This is a genomic window from Catenulispora subtropica (genome assembly GCF_039531675.1).
Taxonomy (GTDB): Bacteria; Actinomycetota; Actinomycetes; order Streptomycetales; family Catenulisporaceae; genus Catenulispora; species Catenulispora subtropica.
This window is the reverse complement of record NZ_BAAAQM010000033.1, coordinates 95,214-111,656: the sequence shown is the minus strand read 5'-3', so window position 1 is coordinate 111,656 and position 16,443 is coordinate 95,214. Positions and strand designations below refer to the sequence as shown.

Sequence of the window (16,443 nt, the reverse complement as noted above, 5' to 3'; positions counted from 1 at the left end):
GCACCAACCCCGCACCCACCACCTTCACCGTCAACGGCACCGTCTGCAACGGCGCCACGCCGCCGCCCACGACACCCAGCAGCACGCCGACCACGACGCCGACGACCACACCGAGCACGACACCGAGCACGACGCCGAGCACGACCCCCTCCACCACGCCGACCTCCACGCCCCCGCCGACCGGCGCCCCGGCGCTGCATGTCTCCGGCAACCAGCTCCTCGACAGCACCGGCACGGTCTTCACCCCTCATGGCGTGAACCGCTCCGGCGCCGAGTTCGCCTGCGTGCAGGGCAAGGGCATCTTCGACGGGCCGGTCGACGACACCTCGGTCGCGGCCATCGCCGCCTGGAAGGTGAACACGGTGCGGGTGCCGCTGAACGAGGACTGCTGGCTCGGCGCGTCGAACGTGCCGTCCCAGTACGGCGGCGCGACGTATCAGAACGCGATCAAAAGCTTCGTCAGCACCCTGCACAAGCACGGCATGGTCGTCATCCTCGACCTGCACTGGACCGACGGCGTCTACACCGGGCAGTCCTCGGCGTGCTCCGCGGCCACCGCGACCTGCCAGAAGCCGATGCCGGACGCCGCGAACACGCCGGCCTTCTGGTCCTCGGTGGCCGGCGCGTTCAAGGACGACCAGTCCACCGTCTTCGACCTCTTCAACGAGCCCTACCCGGACTTCGCCGCCGGCTTCGACAGCACGGCGGGGTGGACGTGCTGGCAGAACGGCGGCACCTGCAAGGGGATCGACTACCAGGTCGCCGGGATGCAGTCGCTGGTGAACGCGGTGCGGGCCGCCGGAGCGGACAACGTGCTGATGCTCGGCGGCGTGGCGTACTCCAACGACCTGAGCCAATGGCTCCAGCACAAGCCGACCGACCCGCGGAACAACCTGGTGGCGTCGATGCACTCGTACAACTTCAACTCGTGCTCGTCCTCCTCATGCTGGGACTCCCAGGTGGCACCGGTGATCGCACAGGTGCCCGTCGTCGCCGGGGAGATCGGCGAGAACGACTGCGGGCACTCGTACATCGACACCCTGATGGCGTGGCTCGACGCCCACCACACCGGGTACGCGGGGTGGACGTGGAACACGTGGGACTGCTCGCAGGGCCCGTCCCTGATCAGCGCCTATGACGGGACCCCCACGAACTTCGGCGCCGGCTACAAGGCGCACCTGGCGACGTTCTGACCGTCGCGCCCGGAGCGGTACCCCAACCCACGGCGCCGGGTCCACGGCGACCCGGGGCTGTGGGTGGGGTCGCCTAGAGTGCGTCCGGTCGATCAAGTGCCTCTGGTACGGGTGTGGGCACGAACGGACCGTCGATCGCCACTTTCGTGGTGTTCCCGAGACGTTCCAGGTAGCGGACGGGAACGGTCCAGCCAGGCTGCGGCGGGTGCTCGAAAGCCGTCACCCCGGCAACGAATTCGGTGCCGTCCGGACGCAGGATGGCCAGCTGTATCACGTAGAACACATCGGATCTGCGCAAACGGAGACCCCTATGGACTTCCACGCTCAGGACGGAGGCCTGCGCGGATACGCCCTTGCCGCGGATGTGGTGCCGGTTCAGCGCTCGGACAGCCAGGCCCAAGAGAATGACCGCGCCGATGAGAAGCTTTATCCAAGGATCTTGGTTGTTCCCCACAGCGCCCCCTCATGTGCTGTCGCTCGACATTCTCACATCATCCGTACCAGCCCGACGCGACTGAGTCTGTGCCGGCCTTCGGATCTGAGACGTGACAGCCCACTGTTGTGTGACAAGGGCGCTCGGCAGGACCGGTCCTAGTCCGACATAGCAAGCGCGGTCAGCGCGTCGCCGGTCAGCCGCATGGTCGTCCACTCGTCCTGCGAGATCGCGCCGATCGACTTGTAGAAGCCGATCGACGGCTCGTTCCAGTCCAGGACGCTCCACTCCACGCGCGCGTAGCCCCGCTCGTGGGCGATGCGGGCGAGCTCGCGCAGCAGCGCGGAGCCGTGGCCGCCGCCGCGCGCGGTGGGACGGACGAACAGGTCCTCGAGGTAGATCCCGTGGACCCCGTTCCACGTGGAGAAGTTCAGGAAGTACACCGCGAACCCGACGACCTCACCGGTGACGTCGTCCTCGGCCATCAGCGCGTACACCGCGGGCCGCTCGCCGAACAACGCGTCCTGCAGCTGCTGCTCGGTGGCCTTGGCCGCCTCCGGCTCGCGCTCGTAGTCGGCGAGTTCGGCGATCAGCGTGCGGATCATCGGGACGTCGGTCGGGACCGCGGTTCGGATCATGGGGACAGGATAGGCGGACCGGTGCCGAAGCCGTCGGCTCAGCCCTCACCCACACGTGCCACCAGCTCACCCAGCGCGACCCCGAGCGGCGCCTCGATCCGCGCCGCGGCATACCGGTCCCCGCGGGTCGGCCCCTGGTTGACGATCACGACCGGTTTGCCGGCCTCCGCGGCCCGGCGGACGAACCGCAGTCCGGACATGACGGTCAGGGACGAGCCCAGGACCAGCAGGGCCCTGGCCTCGTCGACGAGGGCGCGGCAGCGCTCGACGCGGGGTTTGGGCACGTTCTCGCCGAAGAACACCACGTCCGGCTTCAGGACACCGGTGCCGCAGGCGGTGCAGGCGACCGGCTGGAAGGCGCGGACCGCGCTGTCGGCCAGGTCCACGTCGCCGTCGGGGTTGACCCGGTCCGCGACAGCGGTGAAGGACGGGTTGGCCTCGGTCAGGCGCCGCTCCAACTCGGTGCGGGCGCTGAGGTCGCCGCAGGTCAGGCAGATGACGCGGTCCAGGCTGCCGTGCAGATCGACGACCTCCGGGGCGGTGCCCGCGCGCTGGTGCAGCCCGTCGACGTTCTGGGTGATCACACCGGCCACGTGGCCGGAGGCGCGCAGCGCGGCCACGGCGCGGTGGCCGTCGTTGGGGTGGGCGTCGGACATCGTGCGCCAGCCGAGGTGGCTGCGGGCCCAGTAGCGCTGACGCGCCTCGGCGCTTCCGGCGAAGTCGTCGTAGGTCATCGGCGTGTGCTTGCGGAGGGCCCCGGACGCGCCGCGGTAGTCGGGGATCCCCGACTCGGTCGAGATGCCGGCCCCGCTGAGCACCACGACGCCGCCGTCCGCCACCAGGTCGACCATGGGCTCCAAGCTGGTCGTCCGGGGGAAGTGCTCACCGGTCGGCTCCCAGGTCAGGGTAGGTCTCATGCGCACCACACCACAGTAAGCACCGAACGGCGCCGGTTTCATCCCGTGGCGGAGCGCCATGCCGCAGCTCGACGAAGTAGAAGCGCTCGGTGCCTTCGAGGATGCGGCGGAACAGTCCGGTGCCGATCCGGCGGGGACGGTTGTACGCGGCTCCCGCGGCTCGGGGCCGGGTGGCTAAGCTCCCGCCATGACCTGGCGTCTTCTGGTGGTGGACGATGATCCGGCCGTGCGTCGCGGGCTGCGGCGGGCGCTCGGACTGTCGGGGTTCGCGGTGGAGACGGCCGCCGAGGGCGAGGCCGCGCTGACACTGCTGGCCCAGGGCGGGGTGGACGCGGTGGTGCTGGACGTGTCGATGCCCGGGATGTCGGGAGTCGAGGTCGTGCAGCGGCTGCGCCGGCGCGGTGACGATGTCCCGGTGCTGATCCTGTCCGCCCTCGACGATGTCGCCGATCGGATCGCCGGCCTGGCTGCGGGCGCTGACGACTATGTGGTGAAACCGTTCTCGACCGCGGAGCTCGAACTGCGCCTGCGGGCGTTGCTGCGGCGGGGGCGGCCGGTTCCGCATGGGGTGGCCGCGGCCTGCGGGATCGTGATGGACACGGAGGCCCGCACGGTCACGGCCGGCGGACAGGCGCTGGAACTGACGCGGCGCGAGTTCGACGTCCTGGAGGTCCTGGTGCGCAATGCCGGTGCCGTGCTGACGCGGGACCAGCTGCTGGACCGGGTGTGGGGGTACGACTTCCAGGTGCGCTCCGACGCGGTGGACACCGTGGTCAGCTACTTGCGACGGAAGCTGGAAGGAGACGGGCGGCCACGGGTCCTGCAGACCGTGCGGGGCGTCGGGTTCGCGCTCCGAGGCGATGTGGGCGAGAACCTCGGCGACGGCTCGGCGGAGGGCTGACCATGAAGCTGTCGACCCGCTTCGCCTGGATGTCCGCGGCGACGCTGCCCGTGCTGGTTCTCGCTGCGGGCGCCGCACTGGTCCCGTGGGAGACCGCCGACCTGCGTGCCGAACGCGACGCCCACCTGCACGCGCGCGCCGAGTTGCTCGTGCCGCAGGCCGGGTCGCTGGCCGCGCAGAGCACGGACCCGGGTTCCCGGGTGCGGCAGGCGTTGCAGGCTCCCGACGACTCGGTCGTCATCGCGGCGCGCGGCTCGGACGTCGCCGTCGGCGACACTCCCCCGGCCGCCCGGCTGCCCCTCGCCGACGGCGCGTTCTCGGTCCGGGACGGCGTGCGGACGTGGCGTGGATACTCGGCGTCCGACGCGGCGGCCGGAACCCGGGTCTGGGTCGTCGAGCCGGAGACGGTGCTCACGGCGAAGGTCCGGAAGCTGCGGGGGCGCGTGTGGCTGATGGCGCTCATCGTCTCGCCGGTCACGTTCGGGGTCGGCGCCCTGCTCGGGCGGCGCACCATCAGGCCGCTGACCATCCTTCGCAACCGAGCCGGACTGGTCAGCGCGGGAACCGGCGCGCGCATCGCCTTGCGGACACGGGTCGAGGAAGTCGACGAGGTCGCCGCCGTCCTGGACGAGGCGTTGGCCCGGCGCGACGACCAGGAGCGGCAGACGGTCGAGGCGTGGCAGGCCGCGCGGTCGTTCGCGGCGACGGCGGCGCATGAGCTGCGGACACCGTTGACGGCCGTGCAGGTGGCGCTGGACGTGCTGGAGCACCCGGGAGCCGGGGAGGAGGATCGCGCAGCGGCGCTCGCCGATCTGCGGGAGGCGCACGGTCGGGTGCTGGGCCTGCTCGACGTGCTGCGAGCCCTGTCGCGCGTGGAGCTGACGCGCGCCGAATCGTTCACGGCGGTGGACCTCGCCGAAATCGCGGAAGCCGCGCTGCACGCTGCGCGGGGGCGCCATGCGGAGGTGCGGTATGAGATGCGGGTGGAGGGGGTCGTGGGGGCGGCCGTGATGGTCGGTTGGGGCGACGGCCTGCGGATGGTCGTGGACAACCTGCTGGACAACGCGGCGGTGCACGGCGGCGGGACGGTGACGCTGGGGGTGTGGCAGCGAGGCGACGCCTTCGCTTTGACGGTGGAGGACGAAGGGCCGGGCATCCCCCCGGAGCTGCGGACGCGGGTGTTCGAGCGGTTCAGCAAGGCCGGGTCGAGCCGTGGCTTCGGGCTGGGGCTCACCATAGTGGCGCAGGTCGTCGCGCTGCACGGCGGCAGCGTGGAGGCCGGCGCGACGCCGACGGGACGCGGGGCTCGCTTCACGGTTCGGCTGCCGGCCGGGCCGGTGGGTCCAGCAACGCCGGTGGGTCCGGCAGGCGCGGTGGGTCCGGCAGGACCGGTGCGGCCGTCACAAGGTTTTCCCAAAGTCTCCGCTTAGCGTCGGTCGCGATTCGACCACTGCGAAGGGGGACCACCGTGTCACGCCTGACCGCGACCGCTGCCACGCTGTCGCTGACGTTCATGTTGTTCGCCGGCCAGACCGGTGCCGCCGGCGCCGCCGACGCCTCCGGCACCGGAGACCTGCGCACCGCGGCCGCACACGACTGCCAGCTCATCAAGGATCTGCAGCCCGTCGTCGCCGACCTGCTGGCGACCGTCGACGGGGATGCCACGACGCCGGGTTCGTCCGCGTGGCTGAACGCGCAGGCGGCGCGGGCGAAGGCTGCCGGGCGCACGCAGCTGGCGACGTGGCTGAGTGAGCGTGCGACGCTCCGGCAGGAGCAGGGGACGGTGCTGAAGACGAGGCAGGAGCTGCTCGGCACCGGGTTGTCCTGGTGCACGGCGCACGGGTTCGGGGCGGGGGCGTGATCCCGGTGAAGGGCGCCGTGCGCGGTGCTGCTGTCCTGTGCACCGTCGCTGTGGTGGCAGCTGGGGCGAGCGGGTGTCGGCAGCGGATGGCCGATCGCGGACCCGCGCTGCCTCCTCCGGCGGCCGGGTCGACGGGCCCGGTGGTGTCGTCGGTGCCGACGTCCGCCGGCGCGACCGGCGCGACCGGCTCGACCGGCTCGACCGGCTCGACCGGCTCGGCCCGCTCGACCGGCGCGACCGGCTCGATCAGCCAGCAGGACCTCGACACCCTCAACGGCATCCTCTCCAGCGTCGGCGGGGCCGCCAGCTCGGTGCGCTCGGCCGTCGCGGGCGACTCCGCGTCTCCCCAGGGCTGAGAGGATCGACGTGCGCAAAAGCATCGCCGCCGTGCTCGCCTTCGTGATCCTGTTCACGGTCGCCGGCTGCCGGGCGAAATCGGACGCGTCCTCGGACCAGTCGATCCTGGTCGGTGGCCGCACCCGGACTTTCCACCTCTACCGACCGCGCGACCTGCCGAACCCCGCCCCACTCGTCGTGATGCTCCACGGCGGCTTCGGCACCGGCTCCCAGGCCGAGCAGTACTACGGCTGGGACGCCGAGGCGGATCGGAACCACTTCGCGGTGCTGTATCCGGACGGGCAGAACCACGCCTGGAACACCGGCGGCGGTTGCTGCGGCGATCCGGGACGGCAGGGCACGGACGACGTCGCCTTCATCACGGCGGCGGTGCGGGCGGTCGAGGCCGAGGTCCCGATCGATCCGGGCCGCGTCTACGCCACCGGGATCTCCAACGGCGGGATCATGGCCTACCGGCTGGCGTGCGACTCCGACCTGTTCGCGGCGATCGGCCCCGACTCGGCCACCCAGCTGGGCCCGTGCCCGGCCCCGAAGCCGCTGAGCGTACTGCACATCCACGGCAGCGCCGACACGCGGATCCGCTATAACGGCGGCGAAGGGGACGGCACCGCGCACATCGACGGGCCGCCGGTCCCGACCGTGATCGCGGACTGGCGCACGACCGACGCGTGCGCCCCGCCGACGGTCGCCGTCTCCGGTCCGGTCACCACCTCCGCCGCGGCCTGCGCGGACGGCCGCGCCGTGCAGCTGATCACGATCGCGGGCGCGGGACACCAGTGGCCGGGCAGTCCGCGGCGGCCGGGGCTGGAGGCATTGCTCGGGACGGACGCGCCGTCGACGGCACTGGACGCGACCGACGTGTTCTGGCAGTTCTTCGCCGCCCACCCGAAGGGGGGATGATAGGCCCCTCATCTGCGGGACCACACCCCGGGGGGCCTGCCCGCGGGCCCGTCTCGACCAGGCACAATGGCTCCATGCTCCCCGTCGACGCGGACACGATCCGCCTCTTCCTGCACGTGCTCGCCGCCACCATCTGGGTCGGCGGGCAGGTGACCCTGGCCGCGCTGGTGCCGGCGCTGCGCGCGGCCGGGTCGGAGGTGCCCAAGGCCGCCGCCAACGCCTTCAACCGGATCGCCTGGCCGGCCTTCGCGGTGCTGCTCCTGACCGGGGTCTGGAACATCACGGCCGAACACGACAAGGAGCACGGGGCTTACCAGACGACGCTCATCGTGAAGATGGTGATCGTCGCCGCGTCCGGAGTGACCGCCTACCTGCATGCCCAGGCGACGAGCAAGCGGGCGATGGCGGTGTTCGGGGCGCTGACCGGTCTGACGGCCTTGGGGGCCTTGTTCGTCGGGATCATGCTCGCGGGTTAACCGGCGAGCGCACCCGCCAGCCGGAACACGGCCACCTCCACCTGGTTCTGGGCCTCATCCCAGGCGGCGATCACCGAGCAGCCTTCCTTCTCCAGGCCCCAGAAGGTGAGGGTGTCGGCGCCGACGTAGTACAGGGATGCTTCGCCGGCCTCCTGACAGCCGAAGCCCAGGTGCGCGCGCAGCCCCGGATGCGCGACGCGGGAGAGGTCCTCCTCCCACTCCTCGTCGGGCTCGCCGTCGAACGGGATGAGCGTGCCCGGCCCGTCCCCGGCGCCAGTGGCCGCGCGCATCGCGTCCAGCAGCGAGCCGTCGGAGGCTATGCGCGGGTAGAGCACGTACCAGGAACCCGCCAAGGCCTCGTCGGTCAGGTCCACCGGGTGCCGCGCCAGCAGCGCGCCCAACTCCCGGCCGAGAACCAGCCCCTCCCCCGGCTCACTGGAGGAGAAAGCTGCCGCGCTCAACCCGGCGGCGAACTCGGCCGGCAGAACCGCCGCGCCGTCGAACACGAAGACCGACCCGCTGGCGTCGAAACGCAGCGGAGCCTCACCCTCGTCGTACATGACGACGTTCGCGTCCTCGACCATGAGGCGCCCAGCGAGCGCCTCGGGGTCGACCCACGCGGCATCGGTGGCGAAACCGGTCTCCTTGAGGAAGTTACCCGCCCAGAAGTAGGCGCCGTACACCGCGTCCGGATCGTCCTTGTCCAGCGGACGTCCCAGGAAGGCGCCAAAGCCGTCGGCGAGCACCTGCCGCCAGCTCTCGGTATCGGTCGTGCCGACCGACGCATCACGTGTCATGGCGATGGAAGATATACGACTCGTCCGACAGGGCCGGTGAAGACTGTGTGAACCGTCCTCCGCTCGTGGCCTCGGCCGCGATGGCTCTGGCGCAGACGCTGATCCTCTACGGAGGTATCGCCTTCAGCGTCTCCATGGGCTCTTTCGACTGCGCACGCAGCGATCCCGGCTGGAAACCCCACGGCGACGACCCGGTCCACGACCGGACCACCTTCGTGCGATGAAACGGCGTGAAGCCCCTGGTAGAAGTAGGTCTTGTCTAAGGATCAACTTCATACCGCGGGGCTTTACGTGGACTCTATGGTGACATACGCCGCCGTGCTCGACGTCCGGGAGGAGACGGTGTTCTTCCTGGCCCGACTGCTGTGGCTGCGGCGGGCTGAGCTGGGCACCCGCCGGGGACGGCGGGCTCTTGGCTGTTACCGGCAGGCGGTGCTGGTCCTGCGCTGGTATCTGGACGGCACCCGGATCGCGCAGCTGGCCTGCGACAACGGGATCGGGAAGTCCACGGCCTACCGGGCGCTGCACGAGGGCATCGACGCCCTTGCCGCGGCCGCCCCGGGCTTGCCCGAGGCCATCGCCGCAGCCAAAGCTGCAGGCCACACCCACCTGAACCTGGATGGCACCGTGATCCGCATCGACCGGTGCGCCGCCCCCGGCCCGAACGGCGCGGACCTGTGGTGGTCCGGCAAGCACAAGCACCACGGCGGCAACCTGCAGGTGCTCTCCGACACCGACGGCTGGCCGCTATGGATCTCCGCCGTCCAGCCCGGCCGGGAACACGACACCACCTGCGCCAAGGCCGCGGCCGGTCTGATGCCGGCGCTGGAGCAGGCCGCCGCCGAGCAGATGCCGACGCTGACCGACCTGGGCTACCAGGGCCTGGCCGGACCCGCCCTGCGGATGCCGATCAAGAAGCTCAAAGGCATCGAGCTCAAGGAGGACCAGCGGCAGTACAACCTGCTCGTCCGCGGCGTCCACGCCATCGCCGAGCGCGCGAACTCGCTGCTCAAAACCACCTTCGAAGCCCTGCGACGGGTCAGTGTGTGCCCATGGCGGATCGGCGCGATCGCCAAGGCCGCAATCGTCCTGCTCCCCTCGAACACGGCCGACCACTACCCGCCCGTCACACAACGTGAGACGCAGTTACCGGGAATGGCTCACTGACCGCTGAGTCATCGAGCCCAACCCGGTTGTAGGACACAAACTACGAATATTGATGTGCAACGCAGGGCGTGACCGCGGACCGAGCAGCGCACCGAGGCGGGTGCATTATTGCGCCGCTCGCCCAGATGCACCAGAACACCTCGCGTGAGAAGCTGAAAGTGAGCATTCTCGACGATCGGGGACAGAGATGACCTACGATAACGGCGTCAACTCTCAACATGTCGAGGGTGACGGGACATCTGCGCTGGACACCTCAAAGTACAACCCCAGGAAAATGACGTCCGATGAGCGTACATCGGTCATCAAAGCCGGCGCCCAGTTCACCCGCAAGAGCGACGAACCGTGGCTGCTCATAAGCGGCAGATTCGACTCGGGGGGTGAGCACAGCACAGAGGATTACGTTAAGAACAGCCTTTACGCGGCGTTCGGCTACCCCGCCGAGCGGGATCCTTACCTGACTATAAACGTCGTCCTCGACTCTCCCGGCGGCAGCTTGGACAGCGCTTACACGACCGCCCTGTACCTCTCCGCATACGCCGGAAAGATAGATCTTTACGTCCCCGACAGGGCAAAAAGCGCCAGCACGCTGTTGGCACTGGCTGCCAATACCGTCTACCTATCGCCGTTCGGGCAATTGGGGCCGCTGGACACCCAGATACCGGACCCGCGAAATCCAACCGTTTCCGTGTCCGCGTTGGATTGCTATCAAAGCGTCGACTACGTGCGAACCTTCGGCGCGATGACGATCCAGACCGTCTTCAATGCCCTACTCCACGAGACGAATCGACGACTTCTCGCCATCGATCTCCTGCAGAAGGCATGCTCCTTTGCCGAGAACGCGGTCTCCCCCATGCTCTCGCAGGTCACTGCACTCGACTTCGGGGGATGGGGCCGAAGCCTGAGAATCGGTGAGCATTACGGCAGGAAGCTACTGGAAGCACGAGGAGTGCCACCCGAAGAAGCCGAACACATAGCCAACACCCTAGTGTTCAAATACACTCACCACTTCTTCCCCATCGATTTACGCGAGGCCACGGACATAGGCCTCGACAACGTGGAGCCGATGGAGAAGGAGGTATACGACGGAACGCTGGAAATAGTCCGGCTCTGCAACAACAAAGACTTCGTCGGTTTCATCAGCCCGGAGGAGTCCGACAAGGAGAAGCGCGGCTCCCTGGCCCGAAGAAACCGCGACGGACTCCGGTCGGCTCGAGATGAGACGTTCAGCGATCGATACGAGCTCAGCGATCGATACGAGCACGCACAAGCGGAAGTTCACGTCGGCGAATACTGACCGGACTGGCGAGGTTGGCGATGCAGATGAAGGCGTTCGCGGCCAAAATTGTCGACTCTCTACGACCCAGCCGTCTTCGGCGAAACATGCGCCACAACTGGCCGTATCTTGCGCTCTTCGTGGTCGTCGTGATCCCGCTTCTGTGGATGGCCCTCGCCATTGCCGTCCGCGGCCACATGTTCTCGTTTACCGGCGGCGCGCCGACGCCTGACGAACTCAAGATATTCTTGACGTTCATCGGCGGTGGGCTCGCGACGGCGGTGACCATGTTCGGAGCTCTGCTGACGCGCACGCACAATGCGCGAGAGCGCCGTAGGATGCAGCTCGAAGCCGTGTTGAAAGCTTTTGACTACATGCCGAAGAGGCCCGCCGACCGAATCTCTGGAGCTTTGTCGGCCATGGTGATGCTGGGTCAAAAGCAGGTGGCGCTGAGAGTCCTTGAGGCTGCTTGGAAGAGGGGCGAGGTGGACTCCGAGGCGGCAACATGGGTCTTGGGCCAGATAATGCGTGAGGATCTGGATAGCGACGCCTTCGACCGAGAATATCTTGATCCCAGCGCGGTAGAAGAAGCCTCAGCCCTCCTGCTGATACACGCGGACGAGCTCACCGACCGGAGCCGAGAGCTTACCTATAGTTTCCCAGGCGATATGGATACGAACTGGCAAAGGCAGCTTCCACGGGGAGCCAAGAATAATGTGCTGAAGGCCTCCGCCCGTGTGCTGCTTTCACAGAATCGACAGTGGTGGAGCCCTAAGGGGAGAATGCCATCCTTCCCCACTCGGGTCTGGCTGGACTGCATCAATCACGAATATGACCCGGTTATCCGCTCGTCTGCCGCCGTACTGCTCAAAGCGCTTCGATCCTGTTTCCCGGAGGCGGAGGTGGCAGGCGCGCCCGAGCTTGCGCAGAAGGTGGACGTCGCCTTGCAAAGCCAAAAGGCGCTATCTCGCCATGAAGAAGTTCCGGAAGGGTACACCGTTTTGGCGCAACAGATCCTGAAGAAGTTTAATGCGGATACCGCATGGCAGCAAGAAGCTGGCTACAGGTTTTCGTTGAGCATCTCCTCTTGACCGATGTGTCATTGCGCCCCGACCGAAAGTCGATGTACGCGTTACTCGACACCTATACGGCGGGCAGGGCTACGGCTACGCCGGGGGTGGGAACCTACCGGTGCCGCGCCGCCAGCTCGCTGCGCGACCGCACCCCCAGCTTGCGATACACCGACGCCAAGTGGGTCTCCACCGTGCGAATGCTGATGAACAACCGCGCCGCCACCTCGCGGTTGGTGTGCCCCGCCGCCACCAGATCCGCCACCTGTTGCTCCGTCGGCGTCAGGGCCTCGCCCCCGGCGCCGCGGCGGCCCTTCCCCAGCTCGCCGCGTGCCAGGTCCGCGAACGGCACCGCGCCGGCCGCCTCGAAGCAGTCCAGCGCCGCGCGCAGTGCCTCCCCCGCGCGCGGCCCGTCCTTGCGGCGGCGCTGGATCTGGCCCAGGGCCAGCAGGCTGCGGCCGAGCTCCACAGGGAACTGCGACGCCCGATGAGAGGCGACCGCCTCCTCCAGCGCCCGGGCGGCCGCGTCGAGGTCGCCCTCGGCGCCGAGGGACAGGCCCTCGATGCGCCGGCCGATCCCGAGCAGTGTGGGACGGTTGCCGGCGGTGCCGAGCCGCGTCAGCTCGGCGGCCAGCTCGCGGGCCTCGTCCAGGCGGCCGAGGTTGACCAGGGCCTGGGCCAGGTTGCCCTCGAAGCGGCCGCGGCGGCCGGGTTCGTGGACGCCGGCTTGGCGGGCCTTGGCGAGGGCGGAGCCGAGGATCTCGGCGGCGGCCTCGTCGTCGTTGTCGAGGAGGGCGGCCAGGCCGGTGAGGCTGGCGGTCATGATGCCGCCGCCGGGCAGTCTCTCGATCTGCGGGCGGGTGGTGCCGATGCTGTCGGAGAAGAGGGTGAGGGTGGCCTCGGCGGCGCCCATGCCGACGGGTTTTCCGGCGTCGCTGGAGATGAGCGGGGCGCCGCGGTCGAGGGCGTCGCGGGCGGCGGAGGGGCGGCCGGCCCAGATCTCGGTCAGGGCCAGATGGCCGTAGAGGGAGGCGAGCATGGGTTCGTCGCCGAGGTCCTGGTTGGCGGCGATGGCGGTGTGCAGGGCCACCCGGGAGCGGTCCAGGTCGTCGACGTCCTTGTACCAGGACGCGATGACGTTGTCGGCCCGGTTGCTGGAGACGACGTAGGGCAGCTCGCGTTGGAGCTCGCCGATGCGGTTCATGCGGTCGAAGGCGATGCCCCGTCCGGCTTCCAGGTCGGCGAGCGCCGAGTAGAGCAGGGCGGTGGCCAGAGCGGCGCCGTCGGCTTCGTCCCCGACCTGGTCGAACAGTTCCAGGGAGCGGCGGGCGAGTTCGGCGCGCGGGGTGCCGAGACCGTCGCCGACGTCGGCGGCCAGGGCCAGCACGACGGCGCGCGTGTGGGTGTCCAGTTCGGTGTTGGCGACCAGGGGCGCGACGAAGCCCTCGGCCTTGTGGCGGCCGTCGGCCCACCACGTGGCCTCGACCAGGACCGGCAGGGCCCGCCGACGGTCCTCGACTCCGGTGCGCCACACCTTCTCGGCGCAGGTGCGCGCCTGCTGGTAGTCGCCCGCGCGCAGGTGCAGTTCGCCGGCCACGCGCAGGCGGCGGCAGCGATCGTCCCGGTCGCCGGCGGGCGTGCAGTCGGCGGCGCGCTCGGCCAGTTCGGCCGCCGACCGGACGGCTCCGCGGGCCGCCGCGGAGGTGGAGCCCGCTTCCAGGTAGGCGGCGATCTCGGCGTCCGGTTCGCCCTGCCAGGCCCGCAGGACGTGCCGGGCCCGCAGCTCGGGGTCTTCGACGACGGCCGCGAGCCGCCGGTGCAGAGCCCCGCGGGCGAGCGGCGGCGTGGCGTCCACGACCGCCGCGCTCAGCAGCGGATGGGCGACGCGCAGCCGGCCGGACAGCGCGGCGACGACGCCGGCCGCGACCGCCCGGTCGATCGCCGCGTCCGGGTCGGCCACCGCCGGGGCCAGCACGCGACGGGTCAGGGCGATCGTCGGCTGGTCGAGCATCGCCACGGTGAGCAGCACTTCGTGGACTTCGCGCTCCAGATTGCCCAGGCGGCGTCGCACCAGAGCCGACAGGGAGGCGGGGATCGGCAGCTCGGAGGCGGCGACGGCGCGGGCCCGCCAGGGACCGGGTTCGGCGGCCAGCGCAGCCCCGACCTCCAGCGCCCAGAAGGGATTCCCGCCGGTCTGCTCGGCGATGCGGTCGGCGGCTCCGGTGGGCAGCACCGTCGAGAAGCGGTCGCTGATCAGCTGCCTGATGGGTTCGGAGCCGAGCGGCCCGACGGTGAGGCGTTCGACGGCTTCGAGCGGGATGTCGTCGGCGGCGATGTACTTACGGACGTACGACTCGTCGTCTGCGACACCGGCGGTGCGGTAGGCGGTGAGGATGCGCAGCGCGGCGGAGCCCAGGCGGCGCACGGCGAACCACAGCGCGTCGGTGGTGGGCTCGTCCAGCCACTGCAGGTCGTCCACCGCCACCAGCACCGGCCGCTCCCGGCACAGCCCGCGCAGCAGGGCGAGCGTCCCGGCGCCGACCTCCAGCGGGCCGATGGCGGTGGTGGGCGCGGCCCGCAGGAGCGCGGCCTCGACCGCTGCCCGCTGGATCTGCGGCAGCGCCGCCAGAGTGCTGTCGGGCAGCGATTCCATCAGGTCCATGAGCCCGGCGAAGGACAGCCCGCTCTCCTCGGGGGCGCCGCGCGCCGTCAGCACGGTCCAGCCCGCACCTCTCGCCGCCTCGACCCCGGCCGACCACAGTGTGGTCTTGCCGATGCCCGCCTCCCCGACCAGCACCAGCGCCCGCGCGCCGGCGTCGGGATCGGCGAAAAGGCCGCGCACGGCGGCCAGCTCAGCATCGCGGCTGTAGACGGTGGCGTCCGCCGTCCGCGGTGATTCGGGGCGGGCAGCGGACTGCATGGAAATACTCTACGCAGCGCGGGGCCCCGAATCTCCGTGTTTCCACGGATCCACCCGGGAGGTCTACCTACCCACGGCCGGGCGGTCCGTTTCAGGGGTTTCCCTCAGTGTGCCGTATTGCCCTGCCAAAGCGTGGGACCTGTGCTGTCTTGAGTACCAGATTCCCGTTCGCGTGCAGCTCGTCGGCCGCTGTCACGCCAGCAGCGCCTCGAGCTCCGGAAGCCTGCCGAACAGGTCGGGAAGGCCGCGCACGCCGTTGCGTACGGACTCGTGCGACAGCGCGAGGTCAGGGCCGGTGCTCGCCTCGACACCCGCCAGACACCGGAGGATGTTCCACCTCGTGTGCCCCAGCCAGCCGCCGATCATGAACACGAACCAACTGGGACCCGGGGGCGGCAGCGCTCCGCCCCCTGCGACATAGCCGTCGAGGACTGAGCGGAAGATGGTGGGCTTGACGCCGTCGAAGCCAGGTCCCTTCGCGAGGCTCAGAGCGGTCGAGCCGAGCTCACCGGACAGGTCGAGCAGGCCCGAGAGCTCCCAGTCGAGGATCACCGGCCGACCCTCTCGAGTGAGCAGGTTCCACGGCTGGATGTCCTTGTGGGTCAGTACGACGGGGCCCGGCCGTTCGCAGGTGTCGACGAAGTGCGCGATCGCGAGGAACGTGTCGACCTGAGAGGTGAGGTCGTCGGCCCAGGGCTGTCCGGTCGCCACCGCTCGCGCGGCGAGCTCCGGCCAATCCCGTGGCGTCGGGTCCTCGGCCGGCGCAGGGGGCCACGCGACGTCGAGCGCGTGGAGGCGCGCGAGGATCTCACCGATCTCGAACGCGTACGCCTCCGGCACCGGTGCTTCGGGCACCTTCTCTCCCTCGACCCATCGGTGAACCAGCGTGTCGCGGGCGGCCGAGATCGGCTCCGGCATCGGGATGCCGGCGGCGAAGGCCGCCCGCTCGAACCTGAACACGTCCTCGACACGATAGGGCCAGCGGCGGTCGACGAGGTTCATCTCCTTCACCGCGAACGACCCCTGGTCGGTGTCGAGCCGGTACATCCGGTTGGCGAACCCGCCGTGGACGCGGGTCATCGGCCTGATCGGCGTGCCGAGGTGCGAAAGGTCCATCCGCCACACGCTAGGGGCTGGCAGGTCGTCGACGCACCGGACTTTTCGCCGGGCCTGCCCGCAGAGGCCTGAGCAGTGCCGGGGCCGTATCCAGCTTTCGGAACGTGCAGACAGCCGCCGGAGGAGGTGGTGACGATGGCGCCGATGGTGGGGATGCGCTCGATGGCGTGCGGGTTGCCGCCCGGCACGGCCGACCACAGCAGGCTGCCTGTGCCCTGCGTGCCGGAGGCGGCCTTGTCGATGATGCCGACGTTGCCGCCGGACGCCGCGACCAGCGCCACCTCGCCGAACGCGGCGGTGTTGCGGAACTTGATGTCGGACAGGTTGCTCCACCCGCCGCCGCCCGGCGACCACGCCCACGACGGTGTCCCCCAGGTGGAGGACGGGTTCGAGTAGGGCGGATCGCCGGAATCAGCCTACGCCG

At 69.8% G+C, this 16,443-nt stretch carries 18 protein-coding genes; 12 read left to right on the top strand and 6 right to left on the bottom strand.

Translation table 11 applies throughout. The features are described 5' to 3' along the window. A partial coding sequence (locus ABD466_RS26560) for a glycoside hydrolase family 5 protein (protein ID WP_344659896.1) occupies positions 1–1,193 on the top strand: 1,193 nt, incomplete at its 5' end. A gap of 73 nt (positions 1,194–1,266) precedes the next feature. Here ABD466_RS26560 and ABD466_RS26555 read toward each other — a convergent pair. The 3 genes from ABD466_RS26555 to ABD466_RS26545 all read right to left on the bottom strand — a co-directional run bounded on the left by ABD466_RS26555 (position 1,267) and on the right by ABD466_RS26545 (position 3,187). Further along, positions 1,267–1,647 carry a hypothetical protein gene (locus tag ABD466_RS26555; protein ID WP_344659895.1) on the bottom strand — a complete coding sequence of 127 codons (381 nt, stop codon included), beginning with the start codon at positions 1,645–1,647 and terminating at the stop codon, positions 1,267–1,269. 137 nt (positions 1,648–1,784) lie between these two features. Continuing rightward, a complete protein-coding gene (locus ABD466_RS26550; protein WP_344659894.1) occupies positions 1,785–2,264 on the bottom strand; it encodes a GNAT family N-acetyltransferase in 480 nt (159 codons plus the stop codon). A 38-nt stretch (positions 2,265–2,302) separates the two neighbouring features. Then, positions 2,303–3,187 carry an NAD-dependent protein deacetylase gene (locus ABD466_RS26545; RefSeq protein ID WP_344659893.1) on the bottom strand — a complete coding sequence of 295 codons (885 nt, stop codon included), beginning with the start codon at positions 3,185–3,187 and terminating at the stop codon, positions 2,303–2,305. 181 nt (positions 3,188–3,368) lie between these two features. On the opposite strand from ABD466_RS26545, the gene ABD466_RS26540 reads away from it, so the two are divergent. The 6 genes from ABD466_RS26540 (at position 3,369) to ABD466_RS26515 (ending at position 7,676) form a co-directional block, all read left to right on the top strand. Further along, a complete protein-coding gene (locus tag ABD466_RS26540) occupies positions 3,369–4,082 on the top strand; it encodes a response regulator transcription factor (RefSeq protein ID WP_344659892.1) in 714 nt (237 codons plus the stop codon). Between the two features lie 2 nt (positions 4,083–4,084). Beyond that, positions 4,085–5,512, top strand: coding sequence for a sensor histidine kinase (locus tag ABD466_RS26535; protein WP_344659891.1), 1,428 nt, complete (start codon positions 4,085–4,087; stop codon positions 5,510–5,512). A 38-nt stretch (positions 5,513–5,550) separates the two neighbouring features. Continuing rightward, the gene (locus tag ABD466_RS26530; RefSeq protein WP_344659890.1) at positions 5,551–5,943 is read left to right on the top strand and encodes a hypothetical protein; all 393 of its coding nucleotides are present in this window, start codon (positions 5,551–5,553) and stop codon (positions 5,941–5,943) included. A gap of 86 nt (positions 5,944–6,029) precedes the next feature. After that, the gene (locus ABD466_RS26525) at positions 6,030–6,299 is read left to right on the top strand and encodes a hypothetical protein (protein ID WP_344659889.1); all 270 of its coding nucleotides are present in this window, start codon (positions 6,030–6,032) and stop codon (positions 6,297–6,299) included. A 10-nt stretch (positions 6,300–6,309) separates the two neighbouring features. Continuing rightward, complete coding sequence (locus ABD466_RS26520; protein WP_344659888.1) at positions 6,310–7,200, top strand: CE1 family esterase; 891 nt, start codon at positions 6,310–6,312, stop codon at positions 7,198–7,200. Between the two features lie 74 nt (positions 7,201–7,274). Beyond that, the gene (locus tag ABD466_RS26515; RefSeq protein ID WP_344659887.1) at positions 7,275–7,676 is read left to right on the top strand and encodes a hypothetical protein; all 402 of its coding nucleotides are present in this window, start codon (positions 7,275–7,277) and stop codon (positions 7,674–7,676) included. On the opposite strand, the gene ABD466_RS26510 is transcribed toward ABD466_RS26515, so the two are convergent. Further along, a complete protein-coding gene (locus tag ABD466_RS26510) occupies positions 7,673–8,473 on the bottom strand; it encodes a hypothetical protein (protein ID WP_344659886.1) in 801 nt (266 codons plus the stop codon). The two genes, ABD466_RS26515 and ABD466_RS26510, sit on opposite strands and share 4 nt — an antisense overlap. A 47-nt stretch (positions 8,474–8,520) precedes the next feature. Here ABD466_RS26510 and ABD466_RS26505 point away from each other — a divergent pair, with 47 nt between their 5' ends. From ABD466_RS26505 to ABD466_RS26490, 4 genes are all read left to right on the top strand, one after another. After that, the gene (locus tag ABD466_RS26505; protein WP_344659885.1) at positions 8,521–8,697 is read left to right on the top strand and encodes a hypothetical protein; all 177 of its coding nucleotides are present in this window, start codon (positions 8,521–8,523) and stop codon (positions 8,695–8,697) included. Between the two features lie 76 nt (positions 8,698–8,773). After that, on the top strand, positions 8,774–9,640 hold the full coding sequence (locus tag ABD466_RS26500; RefSeq protein ID WP_344659884.1) for an HARBI1 family protein: 867 nt from the start codon (positions 8,774–8,776) through the stop codon (positions 9,638–9,640). A gap of 187 nt (positions 9,641–9,827) precedes the next feature. Next, a complete protein-coding gene (locus tag ABD466_RS26495; RefSeq protein ID WP_344659883.1) occupies positions 9,828–10,934 on the top strand; it encodes a Clp protease/crotonase-like domain-containing protein in 1,107 nt (368 codons plus the stop codon). Positions 10,935–10,954: 20 nt separating this feature from the next. Next, complete coding sequence (locus tag ABD466_RS26490; protein WP_344659882.1) at positions 10,955–12,004, top strand: G protein-coupled receptor family protein; 1,050 nt, start codon at positions 10,955–10,957, stop codon at positions 12,002–12,004. Positions 12,005–12,098: 94 nt separating this feature from the next. On the opposite strand, the gene ABD466_RS26485 is transcribed toward ABD466_RS26490, so the two are convergent. Both ABD466_RS26485 and ABD466_RS26480 read right to left on the bottom strand, forming a co-directional pair. After that, entirely contained in the window at positions 12,099–14,903 is a 2,805-nt protein-coding gene (locus ABD466_RS26485; protein ID WP_344659881.1) for an ATP-binding protein, read from the bottom strand. Positions 14,904–15,095: 192 nt separating this feature from the next. Continuing rightward, positions 15,096–16,019: a phosphotransferase family protein gene (locus ABD466_RS26480; protein ID WP_344659880.1), complete on the bottom strand. Its 924-nt coding sequence runs from the start codon at positions 16,017–16,019 to the stop codon at positions 15,096–15,098. A 135-nt stretch (positions 16,020–16,154) separates the two neighbouring features. Between ABD466_RS26480 and ABD466_RS26475 the strand changes: the two genes are divergently transcribed. Beyond that, positions 16,155–16,415, top strand: a complete 261-nt coding sequence (locus tag ABD466_RS26475; RefSeq protein ID WP_344659879.1) for a hypothetical protein — start codon at positions 16,155–16,157, stop codon at positions 16,413–16,415. Positions 16,416–16,443 lie beyond the last annotated feature (28 nt).

Bases quoted from the DNA above. Each gene is read 5' to 3' on its own strand.
- ABD466_RS26550 (WP_344659894.1), bottom strand. From the start codon at position 2,264: ATGATCCGAACCGCGGTCCCGACCGACGTCCCGATGATCCGCACGCTG.
- ABD466_RS26540 (WP_344659892.1), top strand. From the start codon at position 3,369: ATGACCTGGCGTCTTCTGGTGGTGGACGATGATCCGGCCGTGCGTCGC.
- ABD466_RS26535 (WP_344659891.1), top strand. From the start codon at position 4,085: ATGAAGCTGTCGACCCGCTTCGCCTGGATGTCCGCGGCGACGCTGCCC.
- ABD466_RS26525 (WP_344659889.1), top strand. From the start codon at position 6,030: ATGGCCGATCGCGGACCCGCGCTGCCTCCTCCGGCGGCCGGGTCGACG.
- ABD466_RS26515 (WP_344659887.1), top strand. From the start codon at position 7,275: ATGCTCCCCGTCGACGCGGACACGATCCGCCTCTTCCTGCACGTGCTC.
- ABD466_RS26510 (WP_344659886.1), bottom strand. From the start codon at position 8,473: ATGACACGTGATGCGTCGGTCGGCACGACCGATACCGAGAGCTGGCGG.
- ABD466_RS26500 (WP_344659884.1), top strand. From the start codon at position 8,774: ATGGTGACATACGCCGCCGTGCTCGACGTCCGGGAGGAGACGGTGTTC.
- ABD466_RS26495 (WP_344659883.1), top strand. From the start codon at position 9,828: ATGACCTACGATAACGGCGTCAACTCTCAACATGTCGAGGGTGACGGG.
- ABD466_RS26490 (WP_344659882.1), top strand. From the start codon at position 10,955: ATGCAGATGAAGGCGTTCGCGGCCAAAATTGTCGACTCTCTACGACCC.
- ABD466_RS26485 (WP_344659881.1), bottom strand. From the start codon at position 14,903: ATGCAGTCCGCTGCCCGCCCCGAATCACCGCGGACGGCGGACGCCACC.
- ABD466_RS26480 (WP_344659880.1), bottom strand. From the start codon at position 16,019: ATGGACCTTTCGCACCTCGGCACGCCGATCAGGCCGATGACCCGCGTC.
- ABD466_RS26475 (WP_344659879.1), top strand. From the start codon at position 16,155: ATGGCGCCGATGGTGGGGATGCGCTCGATGGCGTGCGGGTTGCCGCCC.